The sequence below is a fragment of the Pseudomonas sp. NFX98 genome, from assembly GCF_047784845.1.
Lineage (GTDB): Bacteria > Pseudomonadota > Gammaproteobacteria > Pseudomonadales > Pseudomonadaceae > Aquipseudomonas.
Genome location: NZ_JBLNNF010000005.1, coordinates 96,007 through 111,679 on the forward strand (window position 1 = coordinate 96,007; position 15,673 = coordinate 111,679).

Here is a 15,673-nt window from a genome sequence, read left to right on the forward strand (position 1 = left end):
ACGGTGATCCATCTTACCTTCAGCCTTGCCAAGACAAAGCATCCCTTGGGGATTAGAATGTCGCGCATTCTCTTTTGGTGACAGCGATATGACTGATCAGCGCAAAGGCAGCGATGCCGAACCCACCACTCACTTCGGCTTCAAAAACGTTCCGGAAAGCCAGAAAGCGGAAAAAGTCGCTGAAGTTTTCCACTCGGTAGCCGCCAAGTACGACTTGATGAACGACCTCCTGTCGGGCGGCATGCACCGTCTGTGGAAGCGTTTCGCGATCGAGCTGTCGGGCGTTCGCACCGGCAACCGCGTGCTCGACATTGCCGGCGGCACCGGTGACCTGACCAAAAAATTCTCGCACCTCGTCGGCCCTACCGGCCAGGTCGTGCTGGCCGACATCAACGAATCCATGCTCAAGGTCGGTCGTGACCGCCTGCTGGACCTGGGTGTGGCCGGCAACGTCGAATTCGTCCAGGCCGATGCGGAAAAGCTGCCGTTCCCGGACAACCATTTCGACTGCGTGACCATCGCCTTCGGCCTGCGCAACGTGACGCACAAGGAAGACGCCCTGCGTTCCATGTTGCGCGTGCTCAAGCCCGGCGGCCGTCTGCTGGTACTGGAATTTTCCAAGCCGACCAACGCGCTGATGTCCAAGGCCTATGACGCCTACTCGTTCGCCTTCATGCCGCTGATGGGCAAGCTGATCACCAACGACTCGGAAAGCTATCGCTACCTGGCCGAATCGATCCGCATGCACCCGAATCAGGAAACCCTGAAGTCGATGATGGTCGAGGCCGGTTTTGACCGCGTGACCTATCACAACATGACCGCAGGCATCGTTGCCCTGCACCGCGGCATCAAGCCCTGATGCTGCTCGCCGGACTGCTCGCCAGCGTTGAACTCGGCCTGAACCGGGTGCTGCGCCTCGACAGCACGGCGCTGCCGCGGCTCGCGCATTTGAGCGGCAGAGTGATCGCCGTCGACTGCCGCAGCCCGGCGCTGCAACTGTTCATCCTGCCCAGCAATGAAGGCCTGATGCTCGCCTCCCAGTGGGAAACCGGCGCCGATTGCACCTTGCGTGCACCGGCCTCGAGCCTGTTGAAACTGGCGATGAGCAAGGACAAGACTTCCGTTCTGCATGGTCCTGAAGTCGAACTCGATGGCGACAGCGGCGTGCTGCTGGAACTGGCGGCGATCCTTCAGGACCTCGAACTGGACTGGGAGTACGAACTCTCGCGCTGGCTCGGCCCCGTCGCAACGCAACTGGTCGGCGGTCACGTGCGCAGCCGCGCACGCTGGTATCAGCAAGGATTTGCCAGCCTGGGCCAGAACCTGGGCGAATACCTGGCCGAAGAATCGCGCACCCTCGTCGGTCAGCGTGAAGCCGAAGCCCGATTCAGTGAACTGGACCAGATCAAACTCGATCTGGAACGTCTTGAGGCGCGTTTCGAGCGCCTTTCCCGATCCCTCGACCCAAGCGATAACGCATGAAGCTGCTTGCCGTCCGCCGTCTGTTGCGCATCCAGCGCGTCGTGATCCGCTACCGCCTCGATGACCTGCTCTTCGCCCTGCCGCTGCCCTGGTTCTTGCGGGCGCTGCGCTATGCCTTGCCGTGGCGCTGGTTCCCGCGCAAGACCCTCGACCTGAGCCGTGGCGCACGATTGCGCCTGGCGTTGCAGGACCTGGGACCGATTTTCATCAAGTTCGGACAGATCCTGTCTACTCGCCGCGATTTGCTGCCGGAAGACATCGCCGATGAGTTGATGAAGTTGCAGGACCGCGTGCCGCCGTTCGATTCGCAAGTGTCGGTCAAGCTGATCGAAGAACAGCTCGGCAAGAAAATCAGCGAAGTGTTCAGCCGTTTCGACGTCGAACCGCTGGCCTCGGCCTCGGTGGCGCAGGTGCACGCCGCACAGTTGAAAACCGGTGAAGAAGTCGTCGTCAAAGTGATCCGCCCGGGCCTCAAGCCGATCATCGCCCAAGACCTCGCGTGGCTGTTCATCCTGGCCCGCGCCGCCGAAAAACTTTCGGCCGATGCGCGCCTGCTGCATCCGGTGGACGTGGTCAGCGACTACGAAAAAACCATCTATGACGAACTCGACCTGCTGCGCGAGGCGGCCAACGCCAGCCAGCTGAAGCGCAACTTCGAAGGCTCGCAGCTACTGTATGTGCCGCAAGTCTATTGGGACTGGTGCCGGCCGAAAGTGCTGGTGATGGAGCGCATCTACGGCATCCAGGTCACGGATCTCGCGACCCTGGCCGACCAGCGCACCGACATGAAAATGCTCGCCGAACGCGGCGTGGAGATTTTCTTCACCCAAGTGTTCCGCGACAGCTTTTTCCACGCCGACATGCACCCCGGCAACATCTTCGTCAGCACCGTGAACCCGTGGAGTCCGCAATACATCGCGATCGACTGCGGCATCGTCGGCAGCCTGACCCCGGAAGACCAGGATTATCTGGCGCGCAACCTCTTCGCGTTCTTCAAGCGTGATTACCGTCGTGTGGCGCAGTTGCACATCGATTCGGGCTGGGTGCCGGCGGAAACCAAGCTCAACGAATTCGAAGCGGCGATTCGTACCGTGTGCGAGCCGATCTTCGAAAAACCGTTAAAAGATATTTCATTTGGCCAGGTTCTGATGCGCCTGTTCCAGACCGCACGCCGCTTCAACATGGAAGTACAGCCGCAGCTGGTTCTGTTGCAGAAAACCCTGCTGAACATCGAAGGCCTGGGCCGTCAGCTGTACCCGGACCTCGACTTGTGGAACACCGCTCAGCCGTTCCTCGAGCGCTGGATGCGTGAACGCGTCAGCCCCAAAGCCTTGATCGGCAACGTGCAGAGCCAGTTCGAACAGCTCCCGCACCTGGCCAACATGGCCCGCGACCTGCTCGAACGCATGTCCCAGCCTCATGCCTACGACCCGCCGCCACCGTGGCACCGACGCCGTGACGACTGGTTCCTGCGCCTGCTCGGAACGGCTCATCTGGCCGGTGGCGCGATCCTCGCCGCGGGTGGGCCGCTGAATCAGTTGGCCTATTGGCCAGCGGGTATCATGATGGCCGTCGGTTTGTATCTGGTCGTGCGCCGATAGCCAGTTGTGCGAACGACTGGCACACTGTTTCAACGCTTGAGCTCGACTATTGAAGTGTCGAGCCCGCTGTCGGAGTCGAAGATGAAAAACTGGCTGGACGAGATCAAATGGGATGCCGACGGCCTGGTGCCGGCGATTGCCCAGGATCACAAGACCGGGCGCGTCCTGATGATGGCCTGGATGAACCGTGAAGCGCTGGAACTGACCGCAGCCGAGAATCGCGCGATCTACTGGTCCCGCTCGCGTGGCAAGCTGTGGCGCAAGGGCGAAGAGTCCGGCCACGTGCAAACCTTGCATGAGATGCGCCTGGACTGCGACGCCGACGTGATCATCCTGATGGTCGAGCAGATCGGCGACATCGCTTGCCATACCGGCCGCCAAAGCTGCTTCTATCGTGTCTATGAGAACGGCGACTGGACAACCGTCGACCCGGTTCTGAAAGATCCGCACGCCATCTATTCCGCAGGACACAAACATGAGTGACACTCTGACCCGTCTGGCCGCAGTGCTGGAAGAGCGCAAAGGCGCCGCCGCCGATAGCTCGTATGTCGCCAGCCTGTACCACAAGGGCTTGAACAAGATTCTGGAAAAAGTCGGCGAAGAGTCGGTCGAAACCATCATTGCCGCCAAGGATGCCGCCGTCAGCGGTGACTGCAGCGATGTGATCTACGAAACCGCCGATTTGTGGTTCCACAGCATGGTCATGCTCGCCCAATTGGGGCAGCATCCACAGGCTGTACTCGATGAACTGGACCGTCGTTTCGGTCTCTCCGGACACGCCGAGAAAGCCTCGCGCCCGTCCGCCTGAATAACGATTAGAGAGGAGCAGCAACATGGGCATTTTTGACTGGAAACACTGGATCGTCATCCTGGTTGTTGTCGTGCTGGTATTCGGCACCAAGAAACTGAAAAACCTCGGCACCGACGTCGGCGAATCGATCAAGGGCTTCAAGAAAGCCATGAACGACGACGAAAAACCGGCCGACCCGACTGCGACCCCGGCCCAACCGGTGCCACCGGTCCAGCCGCAGGCCTCTGTAAACCAGCCGCACACCATCGACGTGCAGGCGCAGAAAGTCGAAGAGCCGATCCGCAAAGACGTGTGAGCACTGACTAATGTTTGGTATCAGCTTCTCTGAACTGCTGCTCGTCGGCCTCGTCGCCCTGCTGGTGCTGGGCCCCGAGCGCTTGCCGGGCGCTGCGCGCACCGCCGGCCTGTGGGTCGGGCGCTTGAAGCGCAGCTTCAACGCGATCAAACAGGAAGTTGAACGTGAAATCGGTGCCGACGAAATTCGTCGGCAACTGCACAACGAACACATCCTGTCGCTTGAGCAGGAGGCGCGGAAGATCTTCACGCCGACCCAGCAGGAGCCGACGCCGGTGGAGCATGTGGGAGCGCAGACCATTGATGCACCTGCCGCTCCAGTCGCAACCACCACTGCACCTGCCGTAGCGGCTACGGAGCCAGCGCCCGTTGTGGCAGCAACTCCGGTTGAACCCGTTGCTCCAGCCGCCGCGCCGACCACGCCAGCGCCCAATGACACCACTTTGCCGCCGCGAGCCCCATGAGCGATCTCCCTGAAAACGACCAGCACATGCCGCTGGTTTCGCACCTCACCGAGTTGCGTACCCGACTGCTGCGCTGCGTAGCGGCGATCTTCATCATTTTTGCCGGGTTGTTCGCTTTCACCCAGCAGATCTACACCTTCGTCTCGACGCCGTTGCGCGCGTACCTGCCGGCCGGGGCGACGATGATCGCCACCGACGTTTCGTCGCCGTTCCTGACGCCGTTGAAGCTGACGATGATGGTCTCGCTGTTCCTGGCGATCCCGGTGATCCTGCATCAGATCTGGGGTTTCATCGCGCCAGGCCTGTACAAGCATGAAAAGCGCATCGCCGTGCCTTTGCTGTGCTCCAGCATCGTGCTGTTCTATGCCGGCATGGCGTTCGCCTATTTCCTGGTGTTCCCGCTGATCTTCAAGTTCTTCGCCGCCGCCACTCCGGCCGGCGTGGAAATGATGACCGACATCACCAGCTACCTCGACTTCGTCATGACGCTGTTCTTCGCCTTCGGCGTAGCGTTCGAAATCCCGGTAGCCGTGGTACTGCTGGTGTGGATCGGCGTGGTCGACGTCAAATATCTGAAGAAAATCCGCCCGTACGTGATCATCGGCTGCTTCGTGGTCGGCATGATCCTGACCCCGCCGGACATCTTCTCGCAGACCCTGCTCGCCGTGCCGATGTGGTTGCTGTTCGAAATCGGCATCCTGTTCGGCAGCCTGATCAGCAAACGTGGCGAGCACCCGGACGACCAACCGGCTGACGATCACAACGACCAGCCGCCAGCGACCCAAGCGTGAACCTGCTGCTCCTCGAAGAGGCCGATTTCATTGCGGCCGACCGGGTGATCCTGCGTGATCGCCGGTTGACGCACATGCAGGAAGTCCACCGCTGCGAAGTCGGCGACAACATGCGCGTCGGGCGGATTGGCGGATTGATGGGTGCGGCCGAGGTGCTGCGCCTGGACGCTGCTGAAGCTGAATTGCGCGTCACCCTCGACCAGACTCCACCGGCCAAGCTGCCACTGACCCTGGTATTGGCCCTGCCACGGCCCAAAATGCTCCGTAGGGTATTCCAGACCGTGGCGGCCATGGGTGTGCCGCGCGTTGTGCTGGTGAACAGCTATCGCGTCGAGAAGAGCTTCTGGCAAACACCATTCCTTGAACCGGAAGCAATTCGCGAGCAACTGATCCTCGGCCTCGAACAGGCCCGGGACAGCGTGCTGCCGGAAGTGGTGATCGAGAAGCGCTTCAAGCCCTTCGTCGAAGACCGCCTGCCTGCCATCACCGAGGGCACCCTCGGTCTCGTTGGCCATCCAGGCAACTACCCGCCCTGCCCCCGTGCGCTGAGCGAACCGGTGACCCTGGCGATCGGCCCCGAAGGTGGCTGGATTCCTTACGAAATCGATTTGCTCGGCAAATCCGGCCTGCAACCGGTGCAACTTGGCGAGCGCATCCTGCGCGTCGAAACCGCCGTTACTGCGCTGTTGGCTCGACTTTTCTAAACCCGCTCCGACCCGCTTGTCAGACCGCACCTATAGATTGCCTGCCCACGGCCGATACAACTCCCATAAAACCAATGTGTGGTCCGAGGGAGTTTCAGCATGTACCAATGGCTGGCCGATAAGCTGGGAAACGTAGGTGTAAACCGCAAACTGGGCGTCGGTTTCGGACTGGTGTTGCTGCTGACATTGCTGATCACCGTCACAGGCTGGACCGGCCTGAGCGATGTCACCAGCCGCGGCGATAAACTGGGTGTCATTTCCGAAATCAACGGGCTGACCAAAGACCTGCGCATCGCCCGCCTGGACTACGAAATGCGTCGCGGCGAACAAGGCCCCGGTGCGGTCAACGACCTGTTGGGCAAGCTCGACACTGGTTTGCAAGCCGCTCGCCAGATGCTCGAGCAGCCCGCCGACGTGGCCAAAATCGACCAGCAACTGGCTGCCGTCAGCCAATATAAGCAAGCCTTCGCCGCCATGACCCAGGCCGGCGCCAACCGTGAAGATGCCCGCAGTAAACTGGGTGCCACCGCCGACAACGCCGTGGCCAAGGTCGCTGAAGTCGAAAAATCGATGCTGCAAGGCGACAGCGTGACCGCGTTCAACAGCGTGATCGACCTGAGCAAACTGCTTCAGCAAGCGCGCTTCCAGGTGCGTGGCTACACCTACAGCGGTAAAAGTGAGGCCGAACAACCGGCCCTCGACGCGATCGACAACGCCCTGAAAAACCTCGAAAGCCTGTCGGCCAAACTGCCTGAAGAACACATAGCCAACCTGCAACAGGCGTCCGACTCGCTCAAAGCCTACCGCGCTGCGGTCAGTCAGTACCGCGATTCCCAGGTCGCCAGCGCCGAAGCCCTCAAACGCATGGCCGCCCAAGGGGAAATCCTGCTCGACGTCAGCTCCAAGCTCACCATCTCGCAAACCCTCGTGCGCGATACCGACGTGGCGCACGCCAAGAACATGCTGTTGCTGGCCACCGTCCTTGCGCTGACCTTCGGTCTATTTGCCGCATGGGCCATCACCCGGCAGATCGTGATCCCGTTGAACCAGACGCTTAAAGTCGCCGAGCGCATTGCTGCCGGCGACTTGACCCACAACCTGACTTCCAATCGCCAGGATGAGTTGGGCCAGTTGCAACGTGCCATTCAGAGCATGACCCAGGGCCTGCGAGAACTAATCGGCGGCATCAGCGATGGCGTCACGCAAATCGCCAGCGCCGCCGAAGAGCTGTCGGCAGTCACCGAACAGACCAGCGCCGGGGTCAACAGCCAGAAGGTCGAGACCGACCAGGTGGCCACCGCCATGAACGAAATGACCGCCACCGTGCAGGAAGTCGCGCGCAACGCGGAAGAAGCCTCCGAAGCCGCGGTCGCCGCCGACCAGCAGGCCCGCGAGGGCGACAAAGTGGTCGGCGAAGCCATTGCCCAGATCGAACGCCTGGCCAAGGAAGTCGGCAACTCTACCGAAGCCATGGGCGAACTCAAGCGCGAAAGCGACAAGATCGGCAGCGTCCTCGACGTGATCAAGTCCGTGGCCCAGCAAACCAACCTGCTGGCGCTCAATGCGGCAATTGAAGCGGCCCGTGCCGGTGAAGCCGGTCGCGGTTTTGCCGTGGTCGCCGATGAAGTCCGCAGCCTGGCCCAGCGCACCCAGAAGTCCACGGAAGAGATCGAAGAGCTGATCGTCGGTCTGCAAAACGGCACCCAGCAAGTCGCGACCATCATGGACAACAGCCGCAGCCTGACCGACAGCAGCGTCGAACTAACCCGCCGTGCCGGTGGCTCACTGGCGAGCATCACTCGCACAGTGTCGGCGATCCAGGCGATGAACCAGCAGATCGCCGCCGCCGCCGAACAGCAAAGCGCCGTGGCTGAAGAGATCAACCGTAGCGTGCTGAACGTGCGGGATGTATCGGATCAGACTTCGGCAGCCAGTGAAGAAACCGCGGCTTCCAGCGTTGAGCTGGCGCGGCTGGGGACGCATCTTCAGACGCTGGTGAGGAAATTTAAAGTTTAAAAAACCAATTGAAATTATGGGGTGGAAAATTTAAGAACCACTCGTAGAAATACTGGTTGGAGGGATTGCTGATATTTAAACTCTCAAGCGCCAGATATCAGCTCAAACAAAATTCCAAGTACAGTTCAACCGCCAATACTGTCGAAGCGGTTGAACTGACCACGAACAATTTTGATGACAAAAAAGGACGTAATGCTTACGACAAGAAGAAAAATAAAAACTAACTGAGTCAGTCCGTTATGCAATGCATCCAACGCGACCGACGCAAACACTATCATCGGAAAAGCCGTGAGTAAAAAATACAACACAGTTTTTGAGTAAAAAGTTGCTGGCAGTAGTGAGAAGGTAGAAATGGATGAATAAATATAATCCACAGGCATCTGACGCTGGGTAATGAAAGAAAACGAATTAAAAACCAAAATAAATGCAACGTTTGCCATCACTCCAGCTATCAATACGAGCAAATAAAGAAAAGCATTGACTGGACTGGCGAGAAACGGTTCTAAATCAATTGTATTTAAAATCATACAGATAGCTATCAAGAACAAGGCAACCAGAAGATAGTATGTTTGGCACCATCTGAATAAAACCAACACAAAAAAATTAATTGGACGTACCAGTAGGGTGTCTAGTTTGCCCTGAGTCAAGTGCCGAAAGAATCCTGCGATCGCCGAGCTAAAAAAATTTACAATCAAGCCACCCAATGCATATGTCATAAAAAAGATCACAAGCCAATTGGTGTTGATATCGTCACTGGTAACCAGCAAGCTTATAACATCAAAAAAAACCAACTGCAGACTGTAAAGAATTAGCAACGCCAATATCCCGCCTATCAAATTAATCTTGTATCGAGCCTCCTCTTTAACCGCATTAACAAACAGTTCAAATATATGCATATTAACCGCCTACCCCAGAATATTTATTAGTTGCGACCTTAAATACATTTCTGCAAGCAACCAACATGATAAAAAACCAAACAAAATACAAACACAATAACTCCATCAGCAACACACTACTTGGACGCAGCAAAAACTCAGCAGGGCCACTGATAATCAATCGAAATGGATTATATTTCATTAAAGGCTGAAGGTACTCCGGCCAGTAAGCAATAGGTAAAAGGGTACCTCCCATAACGCTTGCCAAAACAACTTGGAAACTAAGGATCATATCGGGCCGCGTGAGCCAGAACGTTGATAACGACATCAAAAAGCCCAACAAAAAACAAAAAAGCAAATTTGCCACACTCAACACTATAAAACCCGAAACACCGACCCAACTTCCTCCTGAAACCACCACAAAAAGCGCAATGCATAATACAGGAATGTAATAGAGCGCACTCTCTCCAAAAAAAATGAATAAATTGTATTTAAAATATCCTATCGGCTTAATAAAAATCCCCTCCAACTGACCCTCGTGAACATTGGTGGAGACCCTTGATATAAGGTCGTAGGCGTTATTTAAACGATTTAGTGCTAACACCGCAACATAATAAAGATAGGTCTCTTCAAGAGTATACTCTAACAACCCCCCTGTTCCGGCGTGCCCATAAACAAAGCGCCAGATAACAAACTGGATGATAAAAGGTACGCCCGTCGCGATCACCAGATCCGTGATCAGCATAGACCGATCCTTGTAAACCGAGAGCAACCCGGTTTGTATAAGCTTAAAATATCCAGCGATCATCACAAGTTTTCACCGGACCAGTTTTTGAAAAGGTTTACGACATTATTTTCAAAATCTACGGGCGACACCTCTAAATTGTACACACCCTCTGGAAATAGATTAAAAACCGAACGCAACGACGCTTTGGGCAAAAGATAGGTAAGATAATTGCTCCCATCGTTCAGAATATTTACATCCTCAACACCGAACATGGCATTTTTGAAAGCTAGAAGACTGAGCTCACTTAGAGTTGGATTTTTTACGCTGACAGACAATTTCACGTTGGATGTGAAACGTTCACTCAATTCGCGCATGGAACCATCAAATCGAATTTTTCCTCTATCAATAATAATAGCGTCATCACAGCAAGATTCAATATCACCCAGATCATGACTCGTGAGAAACACTGAAAGGTCATCCGACTTTCTTTTGAAGTTCAGGTACTTCCGTATCTCATACTTTGACGTAACATCCAGACCTACAGTCGGCTCATCTAGAAAAATGAGACTAGGGGAGTGCAAAAGATTTAATGTAAGCTCACATTTTACCCGTTCACCCAAGCTAAGATTACGTACGGGCTTATGGAGTACCTTGCCAAGATTCAATGCCCCAGACAGCTCGCACAACCGTTCTTGATAATCGCGATCTGAAATACCGTAAATTTTTTGATATGTATCAAAACTAGTCTTTACTGGGAGATCCCACCACAGCGATGTTTTATGTCCAAACACAACTCCGATTTTCTTCAAAAATCCTTTTTCCCGAAGACTGGGATCATATCCAAGAACTCTTACGCTGCCTGAAGTAGGCTTTTGAATTCCACATAAAATTTTTATCAAGCTCGACTTACCAGCCCCATTAGGCCCGATAAATCCAACCGCTGCGCCCTTGGGGACAGTAAAACATATCGAATCCAAGGCCTGAAAAGTATCATATTGCGGATTGATTAGTTGCTTACACCAGTCCACCGCCCCCGTTGTCCCTCTTGCTAGATAATAGTTTTTACTGACCGATTTCAAACTAATCAAAGTACCCATAAAAATCTAAAATTCCCTCATGATACTGCTGCGCCACTATTCAACCGATATAATAAACAAGAACATCAATTTAGGAGCCAAACTCTTTCAGTAATCCGCCACCTATTTCAAAAAAGCGACTTGCCGTATTCTTGACAAACCGAGTGTCATGAGAAACTATTATCGCCGCAGGATTCAAGCGCAGTATTTCATCTTCCAATGCCTCTTGAGAAGTTATATCCAAATGGTTGGTTGGCTCGTCCAAAATCAAAAAATTCGGATTGGTCAAACGTAGAACCAACAATGCAAGTCGTGTGCGTTCACCTTGACTAATTTGTGTGACTGTTTTTCTGGTATCTAGAAAGGAAAATCCTGCAGATGCGAGTTTGTTTACAGCTTGATGCTGATCGAGTTTAAATCGAGTAGCGATAAACTCCACAATCTCAGCGTCGAGCGGCAATAAGGAAAGTTCTTGATCCAGAATGCCTAATTTGACAGAAGGTCCAATTTTGATTCCAGGATCAGTATTATCGATAATGGCTTTGAGCAAAGTACTTTTGCCTGAGCCGTTTGCTCCTGAAATCACAACTCGGTCACCTCTATTTATCACCAGGTGTTTAATATGGAGTAATAAGAAGCCATCAGTTGAATACAACTTCAAATTGTCTATTTCCAAGATCTTCCTTGCATGAAACTCTTCTACATCCAAGGCGATCTCTTTTTTTCTGGAGATTTTTCGAGCGGGCAGTACGGCTTCAAGTATCTTGATTCTTTTTTCGATTCTCTTGGCTTTCTGCAACGCCTTATCACTATGGTTATTCACCCCTAATTGGCGTTGGAAATGAGCGCCTTTCTTTAAGCGTTCTATTTCATTTACAGTTTCAATTCTAGAACTAAATATCGCCTGTTCTTTCTCCAAAAAAATATCACGAGATCTTGAAAAAGAAAAATTGAAGTAAGAAAACTTTCTATCATGAAGAATTAATGTACTGCTCGTAACCGAGTCTAAAAAGTCTCGATTATGGCTAACCACAACATGTGTAGATGATAAGTTGCTATCGTTAAGCAAACGAATCAGATTCGCAATGTGGATCTGATCTAAATGGTTTGTAGGCTCATCCAATAACAACAGATCTGGCTCTGAAAGAACGGCTCTGCAAATCAACAATATTTTTTTCCAGCCGCCACTCAACTGGTTAAAAAATAATGATCGGTACTTCTTTGGAAACCCACAAAATTCAAATACATAGTCCACCTTCCATTTGTCACACTCCGGATCGGATAAGGTATTCTCCAGCATCCGAAATGCGGTGACCCCCTTCCATGCGTCGGGAAACCCTTGCTCAACATAAAAACAGTGCATTCCGCGGGAGTGAATAATGTTTCCTTCATGCTCATTCAGGTTTTTTGCAATTGTACGTAACAAGGAACTTTTTCCAGAACCGTTATCACCCACAACCCCTATTTTATCCCCACTATTTATGGATAGATTCAGATTTGAGAAAAGCGACCTCGAGTTAAGACGCAAAGAAACATCCTCCATCTTTACAAGAGACAATTACTCCACCCTCCACTCCCTTACAATACTTCTACGCTTATACGACTTTAGCTCCGGTAAAGCTTCAACTGCTTGGTGTGACAATGTAATAGAATAACCAAACAGGACAGAGAGCCGCGTCGTTAACTGGGCGAGTATTTCAACCATAGGCATGTGAGGTTGGCCCTTATAGTGAGTAACCAACTCCAACTCATCCGCGCTTTTCTGAATCATACGAAAAGCTCCCAATGTTTTATCAGGGGTAACCAATATATCGTCAATAGCTGCAAGAATGGACGCACTCGGAACAAGTTGATGGTCATAAGTTCTGAATGCATCATCTCGCCTACCATTTATCTCAAGTAGAGCTGTACAAGGACTACCGCAATCACAGCGTTTCAAATCTGGTCTTTTTCTTGCAATATCGCCATGATCAAATCTGATTAATGGCATTAATTCATTATTTAGATCAGTACAAATAACGCTGCCAAAACCGCCCTTATCTGCGTTCACAATCTCAAGATATACGCCATCCTCAACGGCGTGATACGTACCATAAGAGCATTGAGTCGCAATCAATCCAATTTCCTCAGAGCTATACTCGTCAAAAACTGGGATACCTAACGCCTTTGAGTAATAAGTTCGTTCAAACTGTGTGCTACTCTCAGAGTTAGTTAAAATTGCCTCAACCCCGCTCAACTGTAGCTCCGCCTTATGCTTAAGTATTAAAGGCAAATAACTTGGCAGAGTAATTAACAGTCGAGGCCTTAAGTGAAGTAAGTGCTCGCCCAGCGGCGTATCCGCTAGTAAATCCGGCAATTGAAACGTTTTATATTTGCCTTGAAGCGACGAAAAAGCCAATCCAGAGTGGTGAATGACATAGATCCAATCTGACTCTTGCAGCGGATATTGCAAACATGAATTATAAAACCGCAGTACTTCAAGGTGATCCAGAACTATATCTTCGTCGTCGGTATATACTGTAAACGGCTTTCCGCTTGAGCCTGATGTTCTGAAAGTATTAGCAAACTCCAGAACGTCTGGAGAATTTACTCTGATGCTAGGGCAGAAATCATTCAAAAGGGTTTTTGTTACGATGGGCAGCGTCTCAAAATCGGAAAAGCTAGAAATGCTTCCTTCTTCGTACCCGCACGCGCCATAAAAGTCTCGGTAAAACGGAACGTTTTTATAAGCATTGTCAACCAGATTTTTTATTCTCGATAATTGAAACTTCTTTATATCAGCGGCCGACTGGCGTAAAAATTCATTCATAGGCCCACTGTTTACTGACCATGACCGAAGTGCCGTGCATTGGAGATCATAATTATCGGTTCGAGGCCTAATAGCCTGTCGTGCCAGATTTTTAATTTGAGTTAAATTACCGCATTGCATCTGGGAGGCATAAATTGTTTCAGAAGTAAGAATGTTTTCCATGAGAGCTCTCCTATGCCGGGATAAACTTAATGCTATCTTCCAGCTCGAATACCGTGACGTCTTATAAATATGTGCTTACTAAGTTAACACCCACGCAAACAGCAACAACAAAAAACGTCGTTAACTATAAACTTTCTCGACTTGGAATAACTTTACGAAACCGTTAAAAATATGTAAAGCAGGAATAGAATAATGAATATGTCAGCCAAATATTGAAACAATAAAATTTATTCAAATACCCGAACAATGATGCCTGACAGAATGTGGCCATACATTTAACATCTAGATTATCTTCCTCTCTAAATCCATGTGATACTGATTATGCTTCAAATACAAATCTTACTACTTCACGGATGAAGGTGATTTCATGGTTGATTTCAACAAGCTAGTTCCAGAACTTATCGTTTCAGATATTAAACGCAGTCTGAAATTTTATTGCAAAGTGATAGGGTTTCATATCGAATATGAAAGACATAATGATGGCTTTGCATTCATTTCATATCACGGTAGCCAGTTGATGTTGGAGCAGGATCGTTTCAAGACATCACCTTGGCGCATAGAACCTCTGGAACAACCCTTCGGACGCGGGATAAACTTATCTATCGAGTGCCCGAATGTATCTGTACTGGCAAGAACACTGAAAAAATCGGGGTATGCGCTGCAAAAGCCAATAGAGGAATTCTGGTATAAGGAAAACGATAGCCTCTTGGGCGAAAGTAATTTCCTGGTACAGGATCCAGACGGTTACCTGCTTCGCTTTGCTCAGGATTTAGGCTCCAAAGATATGGTTCGTGATGAACTCTGATGCCTTAGCGAAATATCTAGACTGAATAACAATTTCAAAGATTCACCGACTTCTGAATTCGTTGATGATACGCGTTCAAAAGTCGGTATCTGGCTAATATCAACGTAAAAGATTTTTGTATGCGCTAATTTTTGTGGCGATATGAAGTCAAATTGAATCCTGCATACGTATCACTTTAGGAGCGATCACGGATCTTGCTAGCGACAACTCATCGATATGTCGGGGATTGTATTTACTTGCCGTTAATTTATCTTGCATCTGCTCAATTGATAATTCAACCTCCCCGGCGTGACCTACCAACCAAACCCAGTCCTGCTCATCAACTTCAAAATAAGTTACATGATGAAAAATTTTGTTCATTCTGTCGTACGCGTTTTTAAGTGACTTACAGCGCCACAGGCACGAATTTCCTGCTTGTGTAATATACGCGCCACCAGGAGTGAGTGAAAGTTTCACTTTATTCCAAAATGACTCATCATAAAGAGCTTCTGTTTCAGGGCCCTCATCTGGAATATCCATCACTATGAGATCGTATCGAACAGCACTGTCTAGCAGGCTTTCAATGTACGCTTTTCCATCGCCAATTATGATTCTTAGAGGATCATTACTTGAGGCGTCAATATAATTATTTACTTCATCTAATGTATACCCGTAAGGTAAATATTTCGCACAGGCACTCATACACTCTTTATCAATATCTACATGTGTTATACGCTCTACACCGGCCGCTTGTAATATTTTTACAGCCACACCTTCGGATGAACCAATTACTAGAGCCCTTTTGGGAAAATCAGGCATACTCAGAAGAGCAGGCATCACTTGACCTTCATGATAAGCCAGTTGACTGAGTTCAGAGCTTTGCCTTTCATTATTACAGAACAAGGTTCTACCGTGAGCGGTTTCCGCTATTAACAACTCCTGAAATTCAGTTTTGCATTGATAATAGGTTCTATATATTTCCCATGAACGACTTACGCCTAAGGAAATTGGCTCTTGCAAAATTATGGATTCTGGATTTTTTGTCACTCGCGGTATTCTCCTCATAACATATACCTT

17 protein-coding genes and 1 pseudogene are annotated in these 15,673 nt (G+C 51.1%); 12 read left to right on the top strand and 6 right to left on the bottom strand.

Features of this window, described 5'->3' with window-relative positions; translation table 11 throughout:
• The first annotated feature begins 88 nt into the window (after positions 1 to 88).
• The 11 genes and pseudogenes from ubiE (at position 89) to ACM110_RS08120 (ending at position 8,163) form a co-directional block, all read left to right on the top strand.
• On the top strand, positions 89 to 859 hold the full coding sequence (gene ubiE / locus ACM110_RS08070; protein WP_007948968.1) for a bifunctional demethylmenaquinone methyltransferase/2-methoxy-6-polyprenyl-1,4-benzoquinol methylase UbiE: 771 nt from the start codon (positions 89 to 91) through the stop codon (positions 857 to 859).
• Positions 859 to 1,482: an SCP2 domain-containing protein gene (locus tag ACM110_RS08075; protein ID WP_416127363.1), complete on the top strand. Its 624-nt coding sequence runs from the start codon at positions 859 to 861 to the stop codon at positions 1,480 to 1,482. Before ubiE ends, ACM110_RS08075 begins: the two co-directional genes overlap by 1 nt.
• Positions 1,479 to 3,083 (top strand): ubiquinone biosynthesis regulatory protein kinase UbiB, encoded by a 1,605-nt coding sequence (gene ubiB, locus ACM110_RS08080; RefSeq protein WP_416127364.1) that lies wholly within the window; start codon positions 1,479 to 1,481, stop codon positions 3,081 to 3,083. The genes ACM110_RS08075 and ubiB overlap by 4 nt, the downstream gene beginning before the upstream one ends.
• An 81-nt stretch (positions 3,084 to 3,164) precedes the next feature.
• On the top strand, positions 3,165 to 3,566 hold the full coding sequence (hisI, locus tag ACM110_RS08085) for a phosphoribosyl-AMP cyclohydrolase (protein WP_007989281.1): 402 nt from the start codon (positions 3,165 to 3,167) through the stop codon (positions 3,564 to 3,566).
• Positions 3,559 to 3,891: a phosphoribosyl-ATP diphosphatase gene (locus ACM110_RS08090; RefSeq protein ID WP_090328169.1), complete on the top strand. Its 333-nt coding sequence runs from the start codon at positions 3,559 to 3,561 to the stop codon at positions 3,889 to 3,891. The genes hisI and ACM110_RS08090 overlap by 8 nt, the downstream gene beginning before the upstream one ends.
• A gap of 25 nt (positions 3,892 to 3,916) precedes the next feature.
• Entirely contained in the window at positions 3,917 to 4,189 is a 273-nt protein-coding gene (locus tag ACM110_RS08095; protein ID WP_218439040.1) for a twin-arginine translocase TatA/TatE family subunit, read from the top strand.
• Between the two features lie 10 nt (positions 4,190 to 4,199).
• Positions 4,200 to 4,652 carry a Sec-independent protein translocase protein TatB gene (gene tatB / locus ACM110_RS08100; protein WP_416127365.1) on the top strand — a complete coding sequence of 151 codons (453 nt, stop codon included), beginning with the start codon at positions 4,200 to 4,202 and terminating at the stop codon, positions 4,650 to 4,652.
• A complete protein-coding gene (tatC, locus tag ACM110_RS08105; RefSeq protein ID WP_085725460.1) occupies positions 4,649 to 5,443 on the top strand; it encodes a twin-arginine translocase subunit TatC in 795 nt (264 codons plus the stop codon). The genes tatB and tatC overlap by 4 nt, the downstream gene beginning before the upstream one ends.
• Positions 5,440 to 6,147 carry a 16S rRNA (uracil(1498)-N(3))-methyltransferase gene (locus ACM110_RS08110; RefSeq protein WP_416127366.1) on the top strand — a complete coding sequence of 236 codons (708 nt, stop codon included), beginning with the start codon at positions 5,440 to 5,442 and terminating at the stop codon, positions 6,145 to 6,147. Before tatC ends, ACM110_RS08110 begins: the two co-directional genes overlap by 4 nt.
• 99 nt (positions 6,148 to 6,246) lie before the next feature.
• A pseudogene (locus ACM110_RS08115) lies at positions 6,247 to 7,308 on the top strand (methyl-accepting chemotaxis protein); the annotation flags it as partial.
• A gap of 141 nt (positions 7,309 to 7,449) precedes the next feature.
• Positions 7,450 to 8,163, top strand: coding sequence for a methyl-accepting chemotaxis protein (locus tag ACM110_RS08120; protein ID WP_416127516.1), 714 nt, complete (start codon positions 7,450 to 7,452; stop codon positions 8,161 to 8,163).
• A gap of 125 nt (positions 8,164 to 8,288) precedes the next feature.
• On the opposite strand, the gene ACM110_RS08125 is transcribed toward ACM110_RS08120, so the two are convergent.
• From ACM110_RS08125 to ACM110_RS08145, 5 genes are all read right to left on the bottom strand, one after another.
• Entirely contained in the window at positions 8,289 to 9,059 is a 771-nt protein-coding gene (locus tag ACM110_RS08125) for an ABC-2 family transporter protein (protein WP_416127367.1), read from the bottom strand.
• Between the two features lies 1 nt (position 9,060).
• Positions 9,061 to 9,783, bottom strand: a complete 723-nt coding sequence (locus tag ACM110_RS08130; RefSeq protein WP_416127368.1) for an ABC-2 family transporter protein — start codon at positions 9,781 to 9,783, stop codon at positions 9,061 to 9,063.
• Between the two features lie 62 nt (positions 9,784 to 9,845).
• Entirely contained in the window at positions 9,846 to 10,862 is a 1,017-nt protein-coding gene (locus ACM110_RS08135) for an ABC transporter ATP-binding protein (RefSeq protein ID WP_416127369.1), read from the bottom strand.
• Positions 10,863 to 10,932: 70 nt separating this feature from the next.
• Positions 10,933 to 12,399: an ABC-F family ATP-binding cassette domain-containing protein gene (locus tag ACM110_RS08140; RefSeq protein WP_416127370.1), complete on the bottom strand. Its 1,467-nt coding sequence runs from the start codon at positions 12,397 to 12,399 to the stop codon at positions 10,933 to 10,935.
• On the bottom strand, positions 12,400 to 13,812 hold the full coding sequence (locus ACM110_RS08145) for a phenylacetate--CoA ligase family protein (RefSeq protein ID WP_416127371.1): 1,413 nt from the start codon (positions 13,810 to 13,812) through the stop codon (positions 12,400 to 12,402).
• Positions 13,813 to 14,179: 367 nt separating this feature from the next.
• Between ACM110_RS08145 and ACM110_RS08150 the strand changes: the two genes are divergently transcribed.
• Positions 14,180 to 14,617: a bleomycin resistance protein gene (locus ACM110_RS08150; protein ID WP_416127372.1), complete on the top strand. Its 438-nt coding sequence runs from the start codon at positions 14,180 to 14,182 to the stop codon at positions 14,615 to 14,617.
• A gap of 147 nt (positions 14,618 to 14,764) precedes the next feature.
• Here ACM110_RS08150 and ACM110_RS08155 read toward each other — a convergent pair whose 3' ends face one another.
• Positions 14,765 to 15,643 carry a spermidine synthase gene (locus ACM110_RS08155; protein ID WP_416127373.1) on the bottom strand — a complete coding sequence of 293 codons (879 nt, stop codon included), beginning with the start codon at positions 15,641 to 15,643 and terminating at the stop codon, positions 14,765 to 14,767.
• Positions 15,644 to 15,673 lie beyond the last annotated feature (30 nt).

Coding starts and splice junctions, on each gene's coding strand:
- ubiE (WP_007948968.1), top strand. CDS start 89: ATGACTGATCAGCGCAAAGGCAGCGATGCCGAACCCACCACTCACTTC.
- ACM110_RS08075 (WP_416127363.1), top strand. CDS start 859: ATGCTGCTCGCCGGACTGCTCGCCAGCGTTGAACTCGGCCTGAACCGG.
- ubiB (WP_416127364.1), top strand. CDS start 1,479: ATGAAGCTGCTTGCCGTCCGCCGTCTGTTGCGCATCCAGCGCGTCGTG.
- hisI (WP_007989281.1), top strand. CDS start 3,165: ATGAAAAACTGGCTGGACGAGATCAAATGGGATGCCGACGGCCTGGTG.
- ACM110_RS08090 (WP_090328169.1), top strand. CDS start 3,559: ATGAGTGACACTCTGACCCGTCTGGCCGCAGTGCTGGAAGAGCGCAAA.
- ACM110_RS08095 (WP_218439040.1), top strand. CDS start 3,917: ATGGGCATTTTTGACTGGAAACACTGGATCGTCATCCTGGTTGTTGTC.
- tatB (WP_416127365.1), top strand. CDS start 4,200: ATGTTTGGTATCAGCTTCTCTGAACTGCTGCTCGTCGGCCTCGTCGCC.
- tatC (WP_085725460.1), top strand. CDS start 4,649: ATGAGCGATCTCCCTGAAAACGACCAGCACATGCCGCTGGTTTCGCAC.
- ACM110_RS08120 (WP_416127516.1), top strand. CDS start 7,450: ATGAACGAAATGACCGCCACCGTGCAGGAAGTCGCGCGCAACGCGGAA.
- ACM110_RS08125 (WP_416127367.1), bottom strand. CDS start 9,059: ATGCATATATTTGAACTGTTTGTTAATGCGGTTAAAGAGGAGGCTCGA.
- ACM110_RS08130 (WP_416127368.1), bottom strand. CDS start 9,783: ATGCTGATCACGGATCTGGTGATCGCGACGGGCGTACCTTTTATCATC.
- ACM110_RS08135 (WP_416127369.1), bottom strand. CDS start 10,862: ATGGGTACTTTGATTAGTTTGAAATCGGTCAGTAAAAACTATTATCTA.
- ACM110_RS08145 (WP_416127371.1), bottom strand. CDS start 13,812: ATGGAAAACATTCTTACTTCTGAAACAATTTATGCCTCCCAGATGCAA.
- ACM110_RS08150 (WP_416127372.1), top strand. CDS start 14,180: ATGGTTGATTTCAACAAGCTAGTTCCAGAACTTATCGTTTCAGATATT.